The 19,787-nt window shown below is 58.9% G+C and carries 26 protein-coding genes; 10 read left to right on the forward strand and 16 right to left on the reverse strand.

Annotated features, from left to right (window positions below; translation table 11 throughout):
* Window positions 1–10: 10 nt before the first annotated feature.
* The 16 genes from OBACDRAFT_RS13210 to OBACDRAFT_RS28250 form a co-directional block, all read right to left on the reverse strand.
* Window positions 11–1,570 (reverse strand): phage portal protein family protein, encoded by a 1,560-nt coding sequence (locus OBACDRAFT_RS13210; protein ID WP_043586296.1) that lies wholly within the window; start codon window positions 1,568–1,570, stop codon window positions 11–13.
* Window positions 1,571–1,588: 18 nt separating this feature from the next.
* Window positions 1,589–2,338: a hypothetical protein gene (locus OBACDRAFT_RS13215; RefSeq protein WP_043586297.1), complete on the reverse strand. Its 750-nt coding sequence runs from the start codon at window positions 2,336–2,338 to the stop codon at window positions 1,589–1,591.
* On the reverse strand, window positions 2,335–3,579 hold the full coding sequence (locus OBACDRAFT_RS28240) for a DNA cytosine methyltransferase (protein ID WP_052361947.1): 1,245 nt from the start codon (window positions 3,577–3,579) through the stop codon (window positions 2,335–2,337). The genes OBACDRAFT_RS13215 and OBACDRAFT_RS28240 overlap by 4 nt, the downstream gene beginning before the upstream one ends.
* On the reverse strand, window positions 3,576–4,466 hold the full coding sequence (locus OBACDRAFT_RS13225) for a hypothetical protein (RefSeq protein ID WP_157837063.1): 891 nt from the start codon (window positions 4,464–4,466) through the stop codon (window positions 3,576–3,578). The genes OBACDRAFT_RS28240 and OBACDRAFT_RS13225 overlap by 4 nt, the downstream gene beginning before the upstream one ends.
* 16 nt (window positions 4,467–4,482) lie before the next feature.
* Window positions 4,483–5,133 carry a hypothetical protein gene (locus OBACDRAFT_RS13230; protein WP_043586300.1) on the reverse strand — a complete coding sequence of 217 codons (651 nt, stop codon included), beginning with the start codon at window positions 5,131–5,133 and terminating at the stop codon, window positions 4,483–4,485.
* Between the two features lie 51 nt (window positions 5,134–5,184).
* Entirely contained in the window at window positions 5,185–5,349 is a 165-nt protein-coding gene (locus OBACDRAFT_RS13235; RefSeq protein ID WP_157837064.1) for a hypothetical protein, read from the reverse strand.
* A 17-nt stretch (window positions 5,350–5,366) separates the two neighbouring features.
* On the reverse strand, window positions 5,367–5,825 hold the full coding sequence (locus tag OBACDRAFT_RS13240) for a hypothetical protein (RefSeq protein ID WP_043586304.1): 459 nt from the start codon (window positions 5,823–5,825) through the stop codon (window positions 5,367–5,369).
* Between the two features lie 7 nt (window positions 5,826–5,832).
* On the reverse strand, window positions 5,833–6,123 hold the full coding sequence (locus OBACDRAFT_RS13245; RefSeq protein ID WP_043586306.1) for a hypothetical protein: 291 nt from the start codon (window positions 6,121–6,123) through the stop codon (window positions 5,833–5,835).
* A gap of 118 nt (window positions 6,124–6,241) precedes the next feature.
* On the reverse strand, window positions 6,242–6,448 hold the full coding sequence (locus tag OBACDRAFT_RS13250) for a Pam3-gp28 family putative phage holin (protein ID WP_043586308.1): 207 nt from the start codon (window positions 6,446–6,448) through the stop codon (window positions 6,242–6,244).
* A gap of 121 nt (window positions 6,449–6,569) precedes the next feature.
* On the reverse strand, window positions 6,570–6,863 hold the full coding sequence (locus tag OBACDRAFT_RS13255) for a hypothetical protein (protein ID WP_043586310.1): 294 nt from the start codon (window positions 6,861–6,863) through the stop codon (window positions 6,570–6,572).
* Window positions 6,856–7,287, reverse strand: a complete 432-nt coding sequence (locus OBACDRAFT_RS13260) for a hypothetical protein (RefSeq protein ID WP_043586311.1) — start codon at window positions 7,285–7,287, stop codon at window positions 6,856–6,858. Before OBACDRAFT_RS13260 ends, OBACDRAFT_RS13255 begins: the two co-directional genes overlap by 8 nt.
* A gap of 196 nt (window positions 7,288–7,483) precedes the next feature.
* Window positions 7,484–10,033 carry a hypothetical protein gene (locus OBACDRAFT_RS13265; protein ID WP_157837065.1) on the reverse strand — a complete coding sequence of 850 codons (2,550 nt, stop codon included), beginning with the start codon at window positions 10,031–10,033 and terminating at the stop codon, window positions 7,484–7,486.
* A complete protein-coding gene (locus tag OBACDRAFT_RS13270; protein ID WP_043586315.1) occupies window positions 10,030–10,803 on the reverse strand; it encodes a hypothetical protein in 774 nt (257 codons plus the stop codon). Before OBACDRAFT_RS13270 ends, OBACDRAFT_RS13265 begins: the two co-directional genes overlap by 4 nt.
* Before the next feature lie 10 nt (window positions 10,804–10,813).
* Window positions 10,814–11,611, reverse strand: a complete 798-nt coding sequence (locus OBACDRAFT_RS13275; protein ID WP_157837066.1) for a hypothetical protein — start codon at window positions 11,609–11,611, stop codon at window positions 10,814–10,816.
* A gap of 83 nt (window positions 11,612–11,694) precedes the next feature.
* Window positions 11,695–12,480: a hypothetical protein gene (locus OBACDRAFT_RS28245; protein ID WP_157837067.1), complete on the reverse strand. Its 786-nt coding sequence runs from the start codon at window positions 12,478–12,480 to the stop codon at window positions 11,695–11,697.
* Window positions 12,481–12,622: 142 nt separating this feature from the next.
* The gene (locus OBACDRAFT_RS28250) at window positions 12,623–13,063 is read right to left on the reverse strand and encodes a hypothetical protein (RefSeq protein ID WP_157837068.1); all 441 of its coding nucleotides are present in this window, start codon (window positions 13,061–13,063) and stop codon (window positions 12,623–12,625) included.
* 44 nt (window positions 13,064–13,107) lie between these two features.
* On the opposite strand from OBACDRAFT_RS28250, the gene OBACDRAFT_RS13295 reads away from it, so the two are divergent.
* The 10 genes from OBACDRAFT_RS13295 (at window position 13,108) to OBACDRAFT_RS13335 (ending at window position 19,786) form a co-directional block, all read left to right on the forward strand.
* Entirely contained in the window at window positions 13,108–13,305 is a 198-nt protein-coding gene (locus OBACDRAFT_RS13295) for a hypothetical protein (protein WP_043586324.1), read from the forward strand.
* Entirely contained in the window at window positions 13,302–13,505 is a 204-nt protein-coding gene (locus OBACDRAFT_RS13300; protein WP_043586326.1) for a hypothetical protein, read from the forward strand. The genes OBACDRAFT_RS13295 and OBACDRAFT_RS13300 overlap by 4 nt, the downstream gene beginning before the upstream one ends.
* A gap of 42 nt (window positions 13,506–13,547) precedes the next feature.
* Window positions 13,548–14,372 carry a ParB N-terminal domain-containing protein gene (locus OBACDRAFT_RS13305; protein ID WP_043586328.1) on the forward strand — a complete coding sequence of 275 codons (825 nt, stop codon included), beginning with the start codon at window positions 13,548–13,550 and terminating at the stop codon, window positions 14,370–14,372.
* 24 nt (window positions 14,373–14,396) lie between these two features.
* On the forward strand, window positions 14,397–16,301 hold the full coding sequence (locus tag OBACDRAFT_RS13310; protein ID WP_043586330.1) for a hypothetical protein: 1,905 nt from the start codon (window positions 14,397–14,399) through the stop codon (window positions 16,299–16,301).
* Between the two features lie 56 nt (window positions 16,302–16,357).
* Window positions 16,358–17,587 (forward strand): AAA family ATPase, encoded by a 1,230-nt coding sequence (locus OBACDRAFT_RS30745; protein WP_043586332.1) that lies wholly within the window; start codon window positions 16,358–16,360, stop codon window positions 17,585–17,587.
* Entirely contained in the window at window positions 17,584–17,865 is a 282-nt protein-coding gene (locus OBACDRAFT_RS13320) for a hypothetical protein (protein ID WP_043586334.1), read from the forward strand. The genes OBACDRAFT_RS30745 and OBACDRAFT_RS13320 overlap by 4 nt, the downstream gene beginning before the upstream one ends.
* Window positions 17,862–18,008: a hypothetical protein gene (locus tag OBACDRAFT_RS28255; RefSeq protein ID WP_157837069.1), complete on the forward strand. Its 147-nt coding sequence runs from the start codon at window positions 17,862–17,864 to the stop codon at window positions 18,006–18,008. Before OBACDRAFT_RS13320 ends, OBACDRAFT_RS28255 begins: the two co-directional genes overlap by 4 nt.
* Before the next feature lie 118 nt (window positions 18,009–18,126).
* Entirely contained in the window at window positions 18,127–18,573 is a 447-nt protein-coding gene (locus tag OBACDRAFT_RS13325; protein ID WP_043586336.1) for a hypothetical protein, read from the forward strand.
* 79 nt (window positions 18,574–18,652) lie between these two features.
* Window positions 18,653–19,198, forward strand: a complete 546-nt coding sequence (locus OBACDRAFT_RS13330; RefSeq protein WP_043586338.1) for a host-nuclease inhibitor Gam family protein — start codon at window positions 18,653–18,655, stop codon at window positions 19,196–19,198.
* A 45-nt stretch (window positions 19,199–19,243) separates the two neighbouring features.
* Window positions 19,244–19,786: a hypothetical protein gene (locus tag OBACDRAFT_RS13335; RefSeq protein ID WP_043586340.1), complete on the forward strand. Its 543-nt coding sequence runs from the start codon at window positions 19,244–19,246 to the stop codon at window positions 19,784–19,786.
* Window position 19,787: the final 1 nt, after the last annotated feature.

Consider the following 19,787-nt stretch of genomic DNA (forward strand, 5'->3'; position numbering starts at 1 on the left):
TTGGAATGGGTCAGCGACGCGATGTGGCCGCTCCGTTCGCAGCAAATGCTGTCAGCGCGTTTTCCAAGATGTCGGCAGCAGCTACTGGGTCGAGCGTGGCACAATAGGCATCTACTCGACGTAGGAAGTCGTCGGGGGTGTGCGACGTGGCAACCAATGCTTCCAATGGTGCAAAGGCTTTGCCGAGGGTTTGCGCAAGGCGTGCAGCACCCGTGCGCAAGATGGCGTCGTCAGCCTGATGGATGGCTTTTTTCGGGGAGGGGGAACGGTGCAGGCTGATGTTCATGGGGAACATTCCGCCTCCCCCCCCAGCAGTTTCATCGCGTTCGATGGGGAGGCCCAGACGTTCGGATAGGATTTCGAGGCCGGCGTCCTGAACGCGCAGACCACCGCCTTTCAGCGAGACGAGAAAATCGGAGGTGGCTTTCATCTCGGCGAGCGAGACGCTGCCAAAGACGGCTACGGGAGGTTTCCCGATGAGGCCGTTGTAACTCAAAATGTCAGCGAAGAGCTGGTCGCGCAGTGTCCGGGCAAGGCGGCGAGCGTCGTTGGAGCGTTTGTCTTGGCGAATGCCTTCTTGGATATTGGCGACTCCGCTGCCGAGGCCGGTTGAGGAAGCATCAGAGGAGAGCGTCTGTCCGAGGATTAGTTTGGAGATTTCTTCGTTCGCGACGCGGTGGAAGGTTTCGAAGGCGGAACCGGTGTCGGATGCTGCGGCTTGTTTGAGTTCAACCTCGGTTTCGCGGCTGATGATTAGTCCGCCGAGGCGGGTGCAAAGTGAGAGCGCCCGCTCCATGATGATTCGGGTGCCGTCATCGGCTTGATCGTATTTCCCGACGATGAACGGTGTGCCGTATTTTTCCAGGAAGCGTGCCCACCATTCACGATCCATCGAACCGAATAGCCACCAGAAGACGATTGAGCGCATCGGGCCGCCCCAATTGTCGGGAGCGCTGAGGGAATGGCCTCGGTGAATGATGTAACTGCCTCCATCGGCGACGTGAGAGGTGGAGAGCGGCATCCCGTTGGCGTCGGTGTCGAGGATGCGCAAGGTTCCGGTGGTGAAATCGAGCAACTCGTAGGGGACGGGGATGAGGTTTGCGACCTCGTAGGTTACGGGGTGTCCCTCGACAACCAGTGTGCTTGCGCGGAACGTTTTTTCCACGACGGAGACCGGGTAGAGTGTGCTGTCGAGAAGGTGTGCGCAGGCGGATTCCCAACTCGCGAGATTGGTGATTTGCTTTTCAATCACCTTGGCGGCGAGGCAGTCGTCGGGTGACAATTTATCTTCAGGCTGAAGACTGAGCGTGTCGCCGGTCACTGCCTCTTTGCGTTCGGAAAACCTTCCCTGCAAATGCGCGTGCGAAGCGATGATGTCGCGGTAAAGGGCAAACAGGTCGCGGCAATCTCCGCGCTCGGCGGTGCGCAGGATTTGATGGATGCGGTCAACGTCGATGTCGCTCGCAAGCTGTTCGCGCGTGAAGTGCAGATTGAAGTTTGTGCGGCGTTGGGAAGGCGGCGCAAGGGGGGGGGGGGAGGATCGTAGGGGGAGATGTGATACTGGATGCATGGCGATGTCGTTGGCGGGTCAGAGTGAGTGGCGATGTTGAGCGCGGCGGGCGCGGAGATTTTCGGGGGCGTAGGGATTTCTTATCCCATTGCGGGGAGGTCGGGCGGCGGCTTGGAACGCGCCGACTTGCGCAGCGTGGGCAGTGATCGGACCGCCCTTGGCTGTGACCGCGTGGATGGAGAGTTTGATAGCGTCGAACACGTCGCCGTGGTCGCCGTCCTCGGCAACGTCAGTGTCGAACGTGCCACGGTCGCGGGTGACGAGGCGGATGCTTGTTTTGACCCAATCGTCTGGTGGAAGGGCGACGTAACCGTCCTCAATCGTGTTCACGAACAGGTTGCCGAGGTAGCTCTTAAAAAGCATGGACTCGCCGCCGTAGCTCGTGGTCTCGCTGCTGATCACGAGTGAGACGGGCACGATCCCGGCGAGTTGCGAGCGGAGGTCGCTCGCAAAAAAGCGTTCACTTGTGGCGTCGATGCAAAGGCGTCGGGCACGGAGGCCGTGCGGCAGACCGCGCACAACGGTTTCCACAATGGAGCGCGTGACGGCGGGGTTGTCGGTTTTCCAGCGCACGATCAGGCGCATGACGTGCGTTAGCGACACCTGCTGATTGACGGCCAAGACGCTGGGATTGCTCTTTTTTTTCGTTGTGGTGCCGAGGTCGAGACCAAGGCCGATGCGCGGAAAATCAGGAAGGAAACTCTCTCGCCAGCGGACTGGCAGGACGTGTTCGGCGTTGACGGTTTTTTGCGGGCGGGAGGGTTTCATACTACCTCCTCACGATTGCGGGCCCAGTATTCGACGATCCTGCGTCCGATCCATTCTGCGCAGGGAACTGCAACGGCGTTTCCGAGCATTCGATAGCGCACGCTGTCAGAGTGTCCGGCAGTCCATCCATCGGGGAAACCTTGCAGGCGTTCGCATTCCAACGGTGTCAGGCGACGCACGCCGACCAGAGAGGAGACAACACACGGAGACGAATCTCCGCCGCCCGCGCCTGCGGTGAGCGCGCATGTTGTCTCGCTTGGTGTGCCGTGGCCGTTTCGTCCGATGCGCTGTTGAAAAGCGAACGCATCGGAAACGACGAGTCCGCGTCCAAAGTTTTTATCCTGATTGCGACAGTTCGACGTGAGGCAATCCGCGACAAGATTTTGACATTCGTCACTCGCCGGGCCACCCGTCCCCTTTTCCCATTTCGAGGTGACGGTGCGCGTGATCTGCGGTTGGGAAATCAACAGCCCTGAGTGTGCATCCTGGCCGTTAAAACCTCCGGGATGTGCGCCGGGATTCAGGGCTCCTGTGATGCAGGGGATGTAGGCACCGTGGCCGTCGAGGTCGGTTGTGCGTCGGCCACCACGCGCAGAGCAACTGCCAAGGGTGCCGGCAACGTCTTCCTGCGCTTTTCGGCGCGGCGCAGGATGCCCGCGCAAGCCTTGCGCGAGAGAAAGTATTTCGGCTCCGGCGACGGCTCCAAAATCTCCGCGAGCGAACACGCCGAAGAGCCTTCGTCGGGACTGGGCCACTCCGAAGTGTTGAGCATCAAGCAGCCGCCAAACCCCATGATACCCGATCCCTGCCAGCGCATGGAGGACACGCGCGAAATCCCGGCCTTTGTCGGAAGAGAGCAGGCCAGGGACATTTTCCCACACAACGAAACGAGGACGGAGTTCGGCGACGATGCGGACGAGTTCATAAAAAAGACCTGAGCGGGCGCCGGACAAACCAGCTCGCTTTCCAGCGACGGATAAATCCTGACAAGGGAAACCGCCGCAAATCACGTCCACGGGCGCGAGCGTGGAAACATCCACCTCACGGATGTCGGCGAATTTCTCGCATGTAGGGAAACGACGGCGAAGCAGGTCGCGGCAATTTTCATCAATTTCGATCTGCCAACAATCGTTCATCCCGGCGCGTTTGAAACCGAGATCGAAGCCGCCGATCCCGGCGAACAGCGAACCGAACGTCAGTGCTGGCGCGGCGGCAAGAGGGGGGGGAGGGCGGGGCGTCATGTCGTGATGGCCTCCGTGATGTTGACGCCGATGCAGCCGTTTTGCTTGCCCAGTTCCATTGCACGAAAGATTGCGGCGAGGGAAATGGCGGACGTGCCACCGGCGATGAACTGGATGGCGTAGTTGCGATCCCAAGCGGTCTTGTCGAAGGCGAGGGCGCGGTGTTCATCGGGCGTGATTTTCGCGCCCGTGTCGGGGTGGTGCATTTTCTTCCCGGCCAGCTCGGCATCCCAAGCGTCAACGCGGTGGATTTTCAGACCATACTCCGATGTGTAAAAATTTCCGCGCGCATTTGGCGTGAATTCTGTTCCCTCTTTTGGGAGCAACATCTCGTAAGAATAATGGGCGTCGTCGGGCGGCGGCGTAGTGGCGAGGCGGAGACGGAATTGTGGATTCGACTCCATGAACGGCTCAATCGCTTCGAGCACATCCTGACAATTGGGCCAGCGCCCGAACTCGTCACCGATGATGTGACCGGTCCAGCCGACCGCCGTGTTTGGGTTGGGTGCGATGACACGTGTGCGGCTGCACGTTGTGCGGTCATGCCAGAGTTTCGCCTCCAACTTGGAGTGTTCAAACAAGTCACAAAAACCGTCGAAATCGATGGTATCGGCGTTGGTCTCCAGCTTGAGATCAGCGGCGGCGGCGACGGCCTTGATGCGGGCGAGGTGTTCGCGCCACGACTGCGCTTCCTTCACAATGATTTCGGTGCCGAGCGCGATGGCGGCGGAGATGATTGAAGTGAGCACGCCGGGCGTTTCCATCATCCAGTCGAGGGCTTCGTTGCTGAGCAGGTAGCTCTTTCCGCCCTGCCTGCGCCACACGTAGGCGAGACGGCGCAAGGGATGGCGAAACCCGGCACGTTGGTAGGCGTAGAACGGGACCACGCCGGTATTCTTGTCCTTACTCATTTCCCCCTCCAGTCGCTTCCGTTTCGCCAAACATCAACAGGCGGAGTTGCTCCACTTTGACGGACGGCTTGGATTTTGAGTCTGCAATTTCAGCGGCCTTTTTATCGGCGTAAAACTTCAAAAATGCCTCGCAGGTTTTCACCTGAAATTGTTTTTCGGAGAGGGCAACCTGTCGCTCGCGTTGATCAAGAAGGCGTTCGCGCTGGCGTGATTTTCGCGCCTCAAGATCGGTGCCGCGCAAGGCAACGAGGGACTTGGTGAGCGCCCCCAGATCGTCGGGGCCGGAGGCTTCGATGGCCTCCAGAATCTTGCCGCTGAGGATTGCTGCGCCGCCCTCGGTCAGATCGCCGCCAGCGGCCTTGCCGAGCTTCGCGGCATAAGAGGAAAGTTCTTTGAGATGGGAAACTTTTTCACGTTTTTCGCACCAATCGGCGTAACCACCCTGCCTCCATTCACTGAGATTTTGCGGAGTGACCGGCTCCTCGCCAAAGTGTTCGTCCAACACGCGCAACACGGCTTCTTGGTTGTTGAGCCAGGGCAGGATTTTCGACGCCGGTTCGCCGTTCATCAGGCGATGATTGACCTCCTCACGGATGGCGAGGGGCAGGCGGGCGATTTTTCCTTTGCGTGTGATTTCAGACATTGTGGAGAGAGAACGCGGGAGGGGGGGGGGGGGGGGAGCTTAGGCGGGAGATCAGGGAGCGAAAGTTTGGGTGAGTTGCGCGATTTGCGCCTTTTCGACGTAGGTCGGACCTTTGGGCTTGTTGCCGTAGCGGGCGGAGATTGCGGCGTAGAGTGCGAAAGCTTGCGCAAGCGGGAAATCGAGTGCGGTTTGCAGCGGGCAGGAGTATTCGCTCATGAGCGTATCAAGCATCGTCAAAACCCAGCCGAGGCCGTTGCCGATGTCTCGGAAGAGAGAACCTTCGCTTCCTTTTTTTTTGCGGGCGTGATGAGCGTCGCAAAGGCGGCGTTGATGATGGTGGCGATTCTTTTGCCGAGGTCGCCCAGTGTGCTTGGCGGGATGCTGTCGAACATTTCGGCAACGGCATCGTCAAAGGCGGCGCGACCTTTTGCAAAAGCTGCGCGGGAAGTTTGCGGAGGGGTCGCAAGGATGTAAGCAACCTCCATGATTTCGGAGACAGAGATGTCGGTGTCGGGCGTGATCTGTTGATCCGCGAATGGCGAGTCGAGACGTTCGAGAAGGAGAAAATCAGAGATGGAAAGCGGGCGCAGTGTGAGATTGGCGACAGTGAGCGGTTCGGGCGCGAAGGCATCCAGCACTTCGTTTGGAGTGCGTTTTCCACTGGCGATTTTCGAGATGGTTTTCGCGGACATGACGTTGTTATTTGGCGGTGGCGGTATTGCGGTTGCGTTCTTCGGCGAGGGCGGCGGCGAGGTTTTGGGCCTCGCGTTCGCGGGCCTCGTAGCGGGCGGGCGAGTGCCAGACTTCATCCACTTGAGGGAGGTATGTCCCGTGCATCGTTTGCACCGGTTGCCCGGCGGGGAGCGCCAGCGTTGGCGGCTGATACAGCATCCGCGAGAACGCGGCGTTTGTGGAGCAGCCGCTCATGCAGGAGATCAGCACAAGCGTGATCAGCAGGATCAGTGCTGAGGCGAAGTTTTTTGATTTCATTGTCCAGTTCCTCGCATTCGCGCTCAACGCGGTCGGGGTAGCGCAGCGCATAGATGTAAAGCGCGGACGCAGCCGCACGGAAAAACCATTCGAGCGCACCCCACATGTTTGCCGCTTGTTAGTTGCTGGTGGTGGTTTCGGCTTCGGTGATTTTTTCACCGGTCTTTTTTCGGGCAAGGATTGTCCAGACGACACCGATCAAGGTGGCGGCGGCACCGGCTCCGGTGGCGATTTCCGAACTGCTGGCCAGCCCGGATGAAGTGAGGAAGCCACCGCCAAAGGTGAGCCCCTGCTGGATGAGTTTGATGATCGTTTCTTTATTCATTGTATTTGGATTTCACTTACATTTGACCGCCGGAGCCGCACCATGCTCCGGCGGGTTATGTTAGCTATGTAATCGCCCGCGTGGTGTTGACGGTGCGCACAGCACCGCGCGGGAAAGTGTGTCAGGTTCCCGCGCCTCCGCGTTCGTGTGCGAGGACGCCGGCGGCGCTTGCCTGATAGTATTTGGTCGCGCCCATTTCGTGGGGGATTTCGCGAACGTGACCGAGGGACACGAGAAAGGAGAGGGCTGCGCTGGTGTCGGCCACGGCAAAAGCGAAGTCGAGTAGTTGAGTGCGCACTACGCGGCGCTGAATCACATCAGCGGGGAGGGCGACTTGCTGGGAAATTGCGAGCTGTTCGCGGACGGCAAAACGCAAGTCTTCGCGCTGGGTTTGGGTGAGGTTGGGGCTAGTCATGACGGCTTGAGGGGGAACCTTCGATGCGTCCGATGGCACGTTCGATTGTCTGGACGTTTTGGGTGAGTGAGGTTTGCAGCCGGTCGAAGCGGGTGTTGATTTCGGCTCGAACGCCTTCGATGCGGTCAAAAATATCCTTCGAAGATTTCGCGGTGTAGGAACGCTGGGTGGAAATGTCGCGTTCCAGCTTTTGTTCGAGAATCGTCATGCGTTCCTCGTTACGTTTATTGAGCTGAGTCAACAGGTCGATTGAGGCGGTGAGCTTACTCAAATCCACGTCCACGGTCGGCTGGCGACGGCGGCGTTGGAAAAACCCATCAACCTTGTCGGCGAGGGCAACGAGAGTGAACAGACCCAGAACGAGCATTCCCAAAAACATGGGATCAGGCGATGTGGGCGTTTCGGAAATTGCGGCGAAAATCATGACCGCATCTTAGCGTCCCCCCTCCTCCTCCGCATCTGGCTTTGGCACGGTTGCGGGGGACTGGCTGGTTTTGATTCGAGTTGGTTTGGATTGGATTGGTTTGAAATAAAAATGCCCTGCCTCTCCTTTTCCGTCGCACGATATTTCCCTGATCATGGAGGACAGAATGCTGGCGGAGAGGCAGGTGGGAAAGTGGTCAATCGTCGCCGGTAGCGTCCGCTTCGGGGGAGGACAAATCCACGTCACACCAGCCCTCGGTGATGAGGGTGGAGAACGCGGGGTCGGTGACAGCGAGCACGCGCCACGGGGTAGCGAGGATAGCGTTGGCGCCGTTGGCTGCTGCACTTTCGGGGGTTTCTTCCATCGTAACTTGCGCGTGGTCTTCGCGGTGATGGACCGTCCCTTCCGTTTCAACGCGGGTGTATTCCTGACATTCGAGGTAGTTGGATTTTGCTCCAGCGGCTATCTGGGCATCGGTCAGGCCGGTGTTGTCGTAATGCGTAGTCACGGTAAGGGTCAGCGATGCGTCTTCGTTCTGGGTTTGCTCTGTCACCGGGGGGCCGTTTTGCACGAGTTGGAATGTGTTGGGGACGATGCTGTAGGGGTCGCGAATATCGACGGGCTGACCATTGATCGTGTCGCCGGCGGGCCAGTCTTGGACATTGCCTGTGGTGTGTTCCCATGTCGCGAGAACGGGGGTGGGTACGGAGCCGCTTTCTTTCTGCTGTTGCCAGAGTGCGCTGGTGCCGCGCTCGATTTCGGTGGTGAGGTAGATTTTTCCGTCAGGACCAAGAGTTTTGCCGCTCGTGCTCGTTGGGTAGTCCTGCATTTGCGCTTCGATGCGGATGTAGTTGTGCGCCTGTTCTGGTGGGATTTCGTCTCCGTCCGGCGATGTCAGCGAGATGATGCCGTTCCAATCCTTGTAACAGAAATCGTCAGGGAGGACGGTGGCGTCTGACTGGCCGGGGATCGCCGGGCGCACTACCATCTCAACGGGTGCGGATTCGCCGCGCAGTCCGGCGGTGGGGGGAAAGACGAGGGGTTCCGCCGGATCGCTCACAGCCCCGGCCTGATGGTTGCCTGTAGTTTTGGCCCAATACGTTTTCAACCTCCCGACAACTTTCCAGCCTGCTCGCCTGTCGCGAGCGACCACGCGCAAGCGAACGTAGTGGTAGGCGCGGCGTCCGAATTGAGTGAGGTTGGCGATGTGCGCAAACACCACAGTGTCATCGTTCGTGAATCGTCCTGTCGGGAAAACATAATCAACGCCTTGGCTGGCGGTGATGTTTGGCTTCTCGTAATCGACCCAACCGAACTCCGACCACGAATGCGGGATGGGGCGCATATAGCGGGTGATGGTCTTTTGCGTGTAGGAGCAGGCAAACTGCGCCGGCGGCTCGTCTTCGCCCTGCAAGGGATAGGATGCACCGCTGAGTTTGCCGACCAGCATCACGGGGAGCGGGGGGGGGAGGGGGGGGGGACCGATGCGTTTGACCGCGTGCGTGTGGGTGACGCGCCCCAGCGAAGCTGCCAAGGCACGCGGCATGGTGAGCCTGTGTCGGTAGCGGATCAGGCAAAGGCGAAAGGTATCCGCGCCGTTTGCGGCCAAAAGCAGTGAGGGGGAGGCGACATAGAGATTGGGGCAAAAAGCAACGCCGCCGGTCACATCCTTTCTGGCATGGTAGGGGGATATGAGAGCATTGTAAGGGTCCGTGCTGGGCGGCACGCTGGCCCAGTCTGTCCCGTCCGTTGCCCAACTGTGTATCCACTCCGCCATTATCTCTGGCGTGATCGGATCAGACCATGTTTCGTGCAAGGCACGGTGCCATTTTCTGTTTCTGTTCCCGTTTTCCGAAGTGACATCTGACTTGTAGTCAAAATCCACACCGTCGAGTCGGCGTGTGCAATTGGCTAGGGCCATCAAATCCTTCGCGAATTGGGACATGGCTGCGGCACGCTCTTCGGTCGTCATGTTGGCCCATCCCGGCCCGCCTTCGGGATTTTGCGGGAAACCATTCCAGCTCCCATTTTTTTCCGACCAAGCATCATATGCTCTGTCCAAGTAGGATGACAGGTCATCGTTGTAGCTAAGTTCACTGCCACCTATTGGCACACCTGATGGCCATCCTTCTGACACATCGTCAGGGTCCGGGCCCGAAAGTGCCTCATGATTTTCGACTTTGTGTTCGACCCCATCTGTCCACGTGATGGCGACGGTGGTTTTCCAGTTCCAGGATGGATAGGGATCGCGCTGTGAGACGCTCCACCCCGCCTCGCCAGAGGCAGTGCCATCCCATACCCATGCGCGGGCAACAGGCGACCATCGCAAGGTGCGTGTCTCCGAGTAAGAAAGATAACTCGAAGATGAGTAGCCATTCGGGGAGTAGGATTCGGAACCACTCCGATTGATGACAAAATTCCTAGTGCGAAAAACCGGAGGGGGCACAGTCTGTTCGCGCAGGTTGTGGAAGATAGCATTTGCGTAGAAACGACTCCATCCTCTGTAACTCCTCGTGAGGACTGGGAAGGTATCAACAAAGCGGGCGGGCTGGTTGCTCTCACCAAACAAGGCGGTCTTAACGGGTGAATACGCCCGCATCTCGTATTCTACTGTCGGATACGGGAGGCTGATGCGTGAGCTTGTATCGGCGAGGGTCGTGTTGCCATCAGCGCGGCGGAAAAGCACGCAAGGCGAGGACGGCATAAGGGCGGGGACGCTGCCTTGCGCGCTGACTTCACGGCTCATGCTGTGGACCTCCGGTTACGGAAGAAAACGACTTCGCGCGCCATCATCACCTTGGGCGGGTGATCGGGAATGTCGGCGGCGGTGAATTGCACGTAGCCATTCGTGCCCTGAATGACGCTGCGGAAGGAACCCTGATCGGTGTTGTTGGCGACGGGAGTCTTGGTTTGCGCCGCTCCGGTGCCCGTAACGCTGACATAACAATAACCGAGGAGCAGTCGGAACTTGAGGCGCCAGCCGGTGGCCGCGTCAATCGGATCGGCAGTGAGGGCGGGCGTGGACGACGTGTAGGCTTCCTCCTTCAGCCAGACGTGAGTCCAAAGTGGATACTGATTGATCGGGCCGCTCCACTCGCATTCCAGATGCACGCGGCGGGTCGTCGTCTGCGAGACGTTGCGGGGGATTTCGCACACAGGCGCAATGAAAGGACTCTGAGCATCCACGCGCTCCGGTGTCGAATAATCGACTGTCCCGAATGTCAGCCAAAACCGATATGGCACGTTGTCCGGGTCGGTCTGGTCGGTCTCCGGCGCCACCCAGCCGGACGGCGGCGTGGTGGTGAGTGTCAACGGCGCGATGGGGCTGACAGCGATGCTGGTGGTGCCGCGTTTGGGCCTGTCGATAACCTCGGCGGTGGCACCGCCTGGGCGCACATCCCACGTCAGGCTTGACGAAGGACGCGGCGTGATCGCTCGCACATAGTCGATCAACTGGTTGAGCGTTTGCGCTCTCACTGGCTGACCTGCACTGACCTTGTTGGGCAACGTTAGCATGGGGAAATTCTCAAGCCGTGGAGTTCGCGTAGAGATCGGTGTCGATCTTTTCGGCACCCGTCCATTCGCGCACACGCTGCCACTTGCCATTGTTGCCCGTGCGCGTGGACTTGTCGGCGGTGGACAACCATTGATAATTGCCCGGCGCGGTCTTAAATGGTTTGGAAGTTCGCCGCTTGCCCATTTGCGTAGCGGTTGGCGCAAGCCATTCGTTGTTTGTCAGGCGTGCGACCGGCGCGGGGCACACGTAGGTTTCTTGCCCGCGCAGGATCTTTTGCGCTACCTCCTTCGCATTGGCCGAAAGCTCCACGGGCTTGCCGTCCTTCCCCGTATATTTGAAGTCCTTTTTGAGTGTGGCATCGTCCTCGCCCTTCCACTTCTCAATGTTCACGAGATCGGCATTCGTGAGCGCCTTTGTCCCTCCCTCGGAATAACGTGGATGGCTCAAAATACTTGGGTTGAGGTCGATCCACTCGACCTCGTAAACAGGCTGAGTGCCATCGTCACTTGAGACCCCGCCCGACGAACCCGACTCGTCTTTGATCGTGATCTTCAAAAAACCTCCGCCCTCCTGTCCTGTCTCATCCGGGTAAACCTCCGTCTGGTCAACGAACCCCGCGTAACCCTCAACCCTCACACCATATTTTGGCTTCTTCGCCTGCGCGGACTTGAACGGCCCATGATAAAGAAGCTCGGTGGCCGAGCCGCTCGCATTTTCCACGATGCGCGGATAGCCCGGCTGCAACAACAACTCCCGACTCCCATGCCAGCGGTGTTTTAATGAAGACGATCCAGATGCGTTTGCCATCCCCCGATCCTGACACAAAAAATCCGCACCCGCATCTCGGCCTGGCACGGATCAGGGGCTTTGGCTAAATACGCGACAAGGGATTACTCCCATTTGATTTCATAGATGACGGCAAAATTCGCCTTCCCAGTTCCCTCCGAATAATCGCATTCGAGCTCGATTCTTGGATTCTTGGGATCACTAACTGTGCCTTTGCCAAAACAGTTTGGGCAACGGCGACTCTCTATCAGAATGACATGAAAAACATGTCCGGCCTTGAGTGCTGTCACGAATTGATCGCGAGTCAGATCGGGCGCAGCGGGGACTTCGACATATCTTCTTACTGTTCGTTTTGCGCCCAAGACGGTCGTGAAACTGACCGTGCCATCCACTCGCGTTGGTCGATTTGGGATTATGTCACCATCGGCAAAATCTGCCGGTTTGAGAAGGACAAGAACGCTGTTCCCGACCAGATACGTGCGAGCATCAATACGCTGTGAAATTTTCCAGCCTTCAACCCGTGGATCAAGCAGGTCTTTCGGGATAGCTTTGCCGTCTTTATCGGCTGTCCAGCGTGCCGCGACTTTCTCAAAAAGGACAAGCAACTGCTCTCGCGTTTCCGTTGATGTCACTCCGCCCACACGAGAAACCAAAAACGTCTTTTGCTCTGCAAACGGTGCCCCTCTTACCTGTTCGTTTGGTGCCTGCCATTGTTCTCCGCCAACGTAGCGGAATGGGTTGAGTGGCAAGTTCGATGGAGCGGCAAATGCAGCACAGGCAAACGCGATAAATGCGCTGGTGTGAGCGACCGTGCATGGAATGCTCATTACACTTTCCCGCCGCACTTGGTGCATCTCCAGGGCTGCTTGCAAATCGAAGCTATAATCCAAACCGGGAGCCATAGCCCGAAGAGAAACAGGGTGATGATAGCGTGAACCAGATGGCTGGTCCCCTTACGTTGGGCTAGGACATGTGACTGGCAGTGTGGGCAGTGTTTTTGAGTTTGTTCGAGGGACATAAGAGGCTGTCCAACTAGGCGGAGTCGCCTGTTTGATCAAGTGCATTGAGTTCATCGATGCGCAGATGCACACAGACCTTACCCCATGCGTAACCCAGACCACCTGGCACACGCTCGGCAACGTCCAGATAGGCGGAGATGCGCTCCTCAATTTTTTCGCGTGTAATCACAGGTGTCGGGACAGGGGTTTCGTAATCAGCAGAGGGACGGATCATCGTCTCTTTTCTGACACAAAAACTAGGCGCGTTAGATTTTGGTGTCAGATTTTTTTCTGCATCGGCCAGCTTCTCCCATGTCTTTTCGGTCACTGGAACCTCCCCCCTTAAGGTTGCATAAAGATGCTGACGGGATAGTTTTAGAATCTGGGCCGTTCCTTTCATATCTAGGCGCAATTGCGCCCGCATCTTGTTTACCCTGTCAGAAAATTCAGTAAAAGTGTCAGATTTCGCTTGCATGGTGTAAGATTTTCAGGAGTTTCTTCCATGTTCTCCCATAGAACATGAATATCACAACCCAGAAACAAGAGCTGAAAAAGCGCATGAAGGCAGTCGGGATGAGCTACCGGCGCATGGCCCCCGTGCTGGATGTCAACTTTGTTTACCTCTGCGAAATCCTGAATAACCGACGCTCGAATTCCGGTCGCGCCCTCTGCGCCCGGATGGATGCCCAACTTCGGCAAATGGAGAAAAAATCATGAGCCGTCCACGTCTTGGCCGCAACCCCTACATGTCAGGCATTATCGCCCGCGATGCCGGGCACTCCATCGCCACCTGCCCCGTCACCCCGCGCAGCCGATTCTACCGACAATGGTGCGCCGGCTGGGCCGATCGTGACAGCTTTCTCCGTTCCTCCACCTGCGCCGCGCTCCGCACGGCAGGAAGAAAATTCCCCCTCTGAACTCCCCCCCCCCTCTTCGCCTCTCTCTCTCTCAATTTTCCTATGTCCGACACCACTGAAAAACAATTCACGTTCCTCCCAGCCGAACTCACCGAACACCCGATCCTCGCGCACATCCCGATGTGGGCGAACACCGAGCCGGAATTTCAGGCACTCGCCGCGTCCGTGCGCGAACGCGGCTTCGACTACCCCGCGCTCATCACAAGCGAACGCCGCATCGTTGACGGTCGCAACCGCCGTAACGTTGCCGCCTTCCTCGGCATCTCCCTGCCATGTCGCATCGTCTCTGCCGATGAAGTCGCTGCCATCGCATTTTCGTCGATTGCACACCGCCGCAACCTCACCAAATCAGCCTTGGCTTATCTCGTTTTCCCGCTCGTAAAACCGGCCTTCGACGAAGCCAGACAACGCGCACTGAGTAACCTGAAAACGGGTAGTGAATCCCCGTCTCCAACTAAATTGGAGACGGGAAAGACCATTGAGACACTCACCGATGAAATTGGCATCAATCGCGAATACATGCGGATGGCCAGCGACATCCATGCGGCCTTCAAAAAACATCCGAAATTGCGGGAGCAATTCGAGGCCGCCCTGATTTCCGGCCAGTCGAGTTTGACCGCCATCCGGCACGCCATTGACGGGAAAATTGCCGCAAACGAAGGCAAAACAACACCCGATAAAAACGACGCCCCCTCGCTCATCGTTCGCGCCTTTACCGACCTGCGCAACCGCTGGTCGCGGTGGGAAAAAATTCCCGAACCCAAGCGTCAGGAAGTCACCGCGAAAGTCGTGACCGCAACAGCCGAGTGGCCGCGCGAAATCGTGATAGCGACCGCCGCCGCGTGGAAAAAGAACGGCATCATTTAATCAATCCCCCCCCCCAACCTACCGATGGAAAACGAAGGTAAGACCGAGACGCCAGTGACCGCCGCGCAACTGGAGGAAGCCCATCGCCGACGCCAGTTGGTTGAGGCGCTGGCAGGCTTTCCTTCATTGCGCGTTGCGAGCCAAGTCTTGGGCGAACCAGCCGCCAACCTCTGCCGCTACCGGCGCGCATGGGACGGCACGCTCGATAGCCTCATGCCCACCGGTTCCAGCGGACGCCCCCCCGTTGCCGATGCGCTTTCCTCCGAGGAAATCGCGGTCGCCAAAACCTACCTCCTCAAAACCGAAAGCCTCCCCCTTGCCTTGGAGCTGCTTGCCGACTCCTCGCAATGCAGCCACGCATCACGCGACCTCCTCAACCGCTTCCGCGACACCCGCCGCTACCCGCCGAGCATCGTCCGCGCCGTCCGCTTCACCGAGGAAGAATGGGCGGAATTCCACGGACGCAAACACGCGCAAGGCACCGCCCTCGTCACCCGACGCGGCATGTTCGGCACACGCGAAGACGGCGCATCCATCGAAGTGTTTTCAGGCGACATCGTCGAAGCCGACGACGTATCAATCGACACCCCCTATTTTGTCACCCAGCCCGACGGCACCGTGCGCACAGGCCGCCAAGTCCTCTGCTATCGCGACCTCCGCAGCGGCAAATGGCTCTACGCCTGCGCCGTCGCACGCGACCGCGACAGCTACCGCGCCGAAGACATCTTGCGCGCCTCCCGCTGGCTCGTCGAAGCCCACGGACTGCCCGGCATGTTTCGCTTTGAACGCGGCAATTGGGAGTCCGACGCCGTGATCGGGCACAAAGTCGAAGCCGGCATTCGCTGGGGCGGGCTCGCTCAACTCGTCCCCATCCAAACCATGTTTTCCAGCAACGGAAAAGCGAACATCGAAGGCGGCTTTCGGATGCTCCACAAACTACTCGGCCTGTCCGGTATCCGAATTGGCAAGACACGCAGCGAATACGAACAAGCCACCGCCGACATGCTCGCCGTCAACTCCGGCAAACGCGACCCCCGCGACTGCGGATTCATCCCCTGGGAAAAACTACTCGCCGAGTTCGATGCCGCCTTCACCCGCCTCAACGGACGCGTGAGATTCGATCAACACTCCGCCGAGAAAATCGCCCCCGACGACCAGTGGTGGCGCGACATGCAAGCCCGCAAAGGCAAACGCCTCCCCGCCTGCCCCCCCGAACTCTTTTACCACTTCGCTCCCATCAAACGCCAAGTCTCCATCGGAGCCGTCCGCGCCGGTCACGTACAAATCTCAGTCGAAGGCCACGCAAAACCCTTCCTCTTCCGCTGCGCCGGCGAAGGCATCCCCTACCTCGAACGCCTCCACAAAGTCTGGGTATCCTTTGACCCCTTGGACGCCGCCGCCGGTGCCGAGATTTTCAACGACGATGCCAGCCCCCGCAACCGGGACGGCTGGCGTCCCCGCCAATTCCTCTTCCGCGCCCCCCTCGCCGAAGATCGTGCGCAATACGACCACCGACCCGCCGGCACACGCGGAAGCGACGAAAGCGCCGCCGCTCGCAAAATCCGCAAAGCGCAAATTCGCGCCGTGGGCACAAGCATCGGCATGTTCGGCACCGGTTCCCGTCGCGTCGAAATTGCCGGGGACGGCGAAGGCAACGCGGCCCGCATCGAACGCGGCGCGATGGCACGCTCGCAAGCCGCCTCCACAACACCCGATGCACCCACCGTGCAAACCCCGCGCATCCCCCGCGCACGCCCCGCACCAGTCATCGTCGAAGACCTCGATCTCACCACACGCGAAACGGCACCCGCACTGGAAAATCTGGACATGCCTGCCGCCGCATTCGCTGCCCCTCGTCCGCATTTTCCCCCTCCCGCCTCTCCCGCCCCTCCCGCCTCCATCCTGATCGAAGAATTGGACCTGCGCTAACCCGCACGCACTTCGCGCGAACATCCAACATCCAACGGCCAATCACTGAACCCGCCATGACCACAAACACAAACACCACCACGATTGACACGCCCCCCCCGCCCACACTCGACGGGAAAGAAAACCGCCGCCATGCCGGAGGTATCAATCACACGGATACGCCGCGTGGCAACGCCGCCGCCCGCTTCACCATTGCTGGCGACAAAATCGCCGCCGCCACCTCCACCCTCCCCGACGACCAGCGCGAAGCCCTCCGCTGGGCCGCCGGCTACTGCCGCGCCCGCAACATCACACACGCCGAACTCGCCGGCATGTTGAAAAAACCAGACGGAGAAACCTACTCCAAAGACTCCGTCTATCATGCCCTCACTGGCGGACGCACCTCCGAACAACTCGACAACATGGTAGCCGCCATCCAACGCCTCCGCCGCGTCGAAGAAGCACGCGGCGAACAAGTCCGCGTCGGCTTCATTGAGACCGCCGTCTCCCGCGCCATCTTTTCGACACTACGCAAAGCCTTCCTCCGCCAAAAAGTCGCCATGATACTCGCCGAGTCGCAAGTCGGCAAAACCACCGCTGCCCTCGAATACGCCCGCACCCACAACCACGGCGAAACGAAAATCGTGCGGATGCCCACCGGCGGCGCACTCTCCGCCTTTCAAGTCGAACTCGCCGACACCCTCGGCCTCCCCACCTGTCTGCGCGGAGCCGATGTCCGCCGCCGCATCTTCGCCTGCTTTGACGAACGCACCCTGCTCATCGTTGACGAAGCCCACGAATGCCTCACCAGCAATCAGAACGGCGGCGTGCGCACCCTCAATTTCATCCGCGAAATCCACGACCGCTGCAAATGCGGCGTCGTCCTCATTGCCACAAAAGTCTTTCGCCATCACCTCCTCCAAGGCACCCACGCTCGCAACCTCCGCCAACTCTGGCTCCGCTCCATGCGCCCCACCGAGTTGCCCGACCGCCCCGGAAAAAGCGACCTCGTCGCCTTCTCCGCCGCCTACGGACTCCCCCCCGCTCCCGATCAGGAAATCGGCATCCGCGTAACTGCTCTTGACGCAGACGGTGAAGAACGCACCCGCACCATCACTGCCAACCCGCTGAACCTGCAAACCCAGATCATCGCTGAAGACGGCTTGGGCCGATGGAACATGATCCTGCAAGAAGCCAGCGACACCGCTCGCGAAAAACGCCGTGCCATGAGTTGGGGCATCGTCCTGCACGCATGGCACTCCTTTGCCCAACTCGAAACCCTCGCCGACACTGAGGAGTCCGCATGAACGCCAAACGGAAATCGAACACCAAACTCCGCATCCCACCCGGAGCCATCCCTGAAATGCGCGCACGCCTTTGCCACCAGATCGCTCGCTTAGGGGCAATCAGCGACCAACTCACGATGATAGATCAAATCATCCGCAATCCCGAAACGTGTATTGCCACTGATAATACAGCCATCTCTGTTGCCCTGGGCACATGCTGCGTCGATTCCGTGGAACTGGCCGTCGATGCCGAATCCCTGGCCGAAGCGATGCACACGCTGGAAAGCCTCTGCTCATGAACACGCCGCGCCCGCTCACCCTCCCCGACGATCCCCCGACGATCACCTTGCAACGCCGCACGCTCGCCCTGGCCTTCGCCAACGCCTTCGGCGCCGGGTTCCTCACCGCCATCATCATCATCGTCCTCTTCATTCTCCCGTAAGCAAAAGTTCACCACAGAGGCACAAAGACACAAAGGCCAATCAACAGAAGCTAACTCCTCCGAACTCTGTGCCTCCGTGTCTCTGTGGTGAAAAAACAAATACATAAACACACCCGCCATGCCAAAAATCGAAGTCAACAAAGTCGCCGAAATTCTCAAACGCAACGAACTCGAACCGCCCGTCATGCGAGCGATCATCGAGGAAATGAACTCCCTCGTTCAGCCCGAAGTGGACGATGAAACGCCGCCGCCGGTCAAAAAACAGTGGTGCATCCTCATCTCAGACCCCAACGGTCTCATCCCCGACAACGAGGATTTCACCGGCTGGGTTCTTCAAATCCCCGAAAACGAGAGCGTGCTTACTACGCAGGAACGCATTCACAAGGCCGCCTACGAGTTCAACACCACCAAAAAAGGTCGCATGTTGCCCGCCGAAAGAATGGGCGACGCCATCGAGAACATCCCTGCCAAGCACTTCAAAGAGCAGCAGGTCTGGGTGAAGTCGAAAGCCCCCGTCCTCATGCTCCGCACAGACAACGAAATCCCGATGGAGAGGAAGGAATAACTCACGCGGAGACGCGGAGGCGCGGAGAAACCCAATTCTGAAAATCCTGTTAATTCTGTCCAAAACAAAACCACCCACCATGTCCACCATCGCATCAACCGTGACGCCGCTCGAATTGCTCGACGTTCACACAAAAGCCTACGCCGAGGCCCGCCGCGTTCTTAACGAACGCGTCAACGCCCTCGAAGACGAAATCCGCGACGCCCAACGTCGCAAATTGCCCGGCATCAAAACCGCGCTCTCCGTCGCTGCGGATACGCAGGCCGCGCTTGCGGCTGTCATCCAGCAACACCCCGACCTCTTCGTGAACCCGAAAACGATCACCCTTCACGGCATCAAAATCGGATTCCAAAAAGGGAAAGGAAAACTCGTTTGGGAAGACGACGCGAACGCCGTTGCCCGCATCGAAAAGATGTTCGGGCTGGATGCGGAGACTTACCTCATCATCAAGAAAAAACCCTCTGCGTCCGCGCTGGGGAATCTCGACGCCAAAGACCTCGCCAAACTCGGCATCACCAGCGAGCAGGCCGGGGAACAAGTCTTCATCAAACACTCCGACAGCGCCGTCGATAAGCTTGTCAAAAAGCTTCTCAAGGAAGGTGCCGTCGAAGAGGCCGAAACCTGAACCACCCACGGCGTCCCACGTCCTGCGTCCCAAATCCAACCCACCATGACCCTTTTCACCAACGAACAAAAAGCCCGCGTCGCGCAGCTCGCCCGACGCGCTTATGACGCACGGCCCGATCGCGAAGAGTTCGAGCTAATCAACTCGCATCTCAGCAAAACCGCCTGCTTTGAACACTGGCGCAAGTGGCAGACGGGACGTGCCACGGGCGGCGTGCAATCGCTGCGCGAGTGTGTATCCGAACTCCACTACCTGCCCTTGCTCGCGCATTTCTCCGACATGCTCGGCGATGGTGGCGGTGCCCTCAATCTCCTCCTCCGACATGCCGAGGAGGGGCGCATTCGCGTCTTCTTCAAACTCCAGGAAGCCCTCGCCGAACGCGATCTCAACGAAGCCTACGCCGCCTCCATCTGCCGGCGTCAGTACCGTTGCGACCTCGGCGACGCCTCTGAAAAACAACTCTGGTCGCTCTTTTTTACTGTGCGTAACCGGCGCAAAGCCGTCGCAAAACCCAAGCGCACTGCCCCCCGCTACGTCCGCAACGCCATCGCCACACTCTCCACGCCCACCGATGGAAACCCGTTTTGAA

Origin of the sequence: Geminisphaera colitermitum TAV2, assembly GCF_000171235.2 — a bacterium.
Lineage (GTDB): Bacteria > Verrucomicrobiota > Verrucomicrobiia > Opitutales > Opitutaceae > Geminisphaera > Geminisphaera colitermitum.

Bases quoted from the DNA above. Each gene is read 5' to 3' on its own strand.
- OBACDRAFT_RS13210 (WP_043586296.1), bottom strand. From the start codon at position 1,570: ATGCATCCAGTATCACATCTCCCCCTACGATCCTCCCCCCCCCCCCTT.
- OBACDRAFT_RS13215 (WP_043586297.1), bottom strand. From the start codon at position 2,338: ATGAAACCCTCCCGCCCGCAAAAAACCGTCAACGCCGAACACGTCCTG.
- OBACDRAFT_RS28240 (WP_052361947.1), bottom strand. From the start codon at position 3,579: ATGACGCCCCGCCCTCCCCCCCCTCTTGCCGCCGCGCCAGCACTGACG.
- OBACDRAFT_RS13230 (WP_043586300.1), bottom strand. From the start codon at position 5,133: ATGTCTGAAATCACACGCAAAGGAAAAATCGCCCGCCTGCCCCTCGCC.
- OBACDRAFT_RS13235 (WP_157837064.1), bottom strand. From the start codon at position 5,349: ATGAGCGAATACTCCTGCCCGCTGCAAACCGCACTCGATTTCCCGCTT.
- OBACDRAFT_RS13240 (WP_043586304.1), bottom strand. From the start codon at position 5,825: ATGTCCGCGAAAACCATCTCGAAAATCGCCAGTGGAAAACGCACTCCA.
- OBACDRAFT_RS13245 (WP_043586306.1), bottom strand. From the start codon at position 6,123: ATGAAATCAAAAAACTTCGCCTCAGCACTGATCCTGCTGATCACGCTT.
- OBACDRAFT_RS13250 (WP_043586308.1), bottom strand. From the start codon at position 6,448: ATGAATAAAGAAACGATCATCAAACTCATCCAGCAGGGGCTCACCTTT.
- OBACDRAFT_RS13255 (WP_043586310.1), bottom strand. From the start codon at position 6,863: ATGACTAGCCCCAACCTCACCCAAACCCAGCGCGAAGACTTGCGTTTT.
- OBACDRAFT_RS13260 (WP_043586311.1), bottom strand. From the start codon at position 7,287: ATGATTTTCGCCGCAATTTCCGAAACGCCCACATCGCCTGATCCCATG.
- OBACDRAFT_RS13265 (WP_157837065.1), bottom strand. From the start codon at position 10,033: ATGAGCCGTGAAGTCAGCGCGCAAGGCAGCGTCCCCGCCCTTATGCCG.
- OBACDRAFT_RS13270 (WP_043586315.1), bottom strand. From the start codon at position 10,803: ATGCTAACGTTGCCCAACAAGGTCAGTGCAGGTCAGCCAGTGAGAGCG.
- OBACDRAFT_RS13275 (WP_157837066.1), bottom strand. From the start codon at position 11,611: ATGGCAAACGCATCTGGATCGTCTTCATTAAAACACCGCTGGCATGGG.
- OBACDRAFT_RS28250 (WP_157837068.1), bottom strand. From the start codon at position 13,063: ATGCAAGCGAAATCTGACACTTTTACTGAATTTTCTGACAGGGTAAAC.
- OBACDRAFT_RS13295 (WP_043586324.1), top strand. From the start codon at position 13,108: ATGAATATCACAACCCAGAAACAAGAGCTGAAAAAGCGCATGAAGGCA.
- OBACDRAFT_RS13300 (WP_043586326.1), top strand. From the start codon at position 13,302: ATGAGCCGTCCACGTCTTGGCCGCAACCCCTACATGTCAGGCATTATC.
- OBACDRAFT_RS13305 (WP_043586328.1), top strand. From the start codon at position 13,548: ATGTCCGACACCACTGAAAAACAATTCACGTTCCTCCCAGCCGAACTC.
- OBACDRAFT_RS13310 (WP_043586330.1), top strand. From the start codon at position 14,397: ATGGAAAACGAAGGTAAGACCGAGACGCCAGTGACCGCCGCGCAACTG.
- OBACDRAFT_RS30745 (WP_043586332.1), top strand. From the start codon at position 16,358: ATGACCACAAACACAAACACCACCACGATTGACACGCCCCCCCCGCCC.
- OBACDRAFT_RS13320 (WP_043586334.1), top strand. From the start codon at position 17,584: ATGAACGCCAAACGGAAATCGAACACCAAACTCCGCATCCCACCCGGA.
- OBACDRAFT_RS28255 (WP_157837069.1), top strand. From the start codon at position 17,862: ATGAACACGCCGCGCCCGCTCACCCTCCCCGACGATCCCCCGACGATC.
- OBACDRAFT_RS13325 (WP_043586336.1), top strand. From the start codon at position 18,127: ATGCCAAAAATCGAAGTCAACAAAGTCGCCGAAATTCTCAAACGCAAC.
- OBACDRAFT_RS13330 (WP_043586338.1), top strand. From the start codon at position 18,653: ATGTCCACCATCGCATCAACCGTGACGCCGCTCGAATTGCTCGACGTT.
- OBACDRAFT_RS13335 (WP_043586340.1), top strand. From the start codon at position 19,244: ATGACCCTTTTCACCAACGAACAAAAAGCCCGCGTCGCGCAGCTCGCC.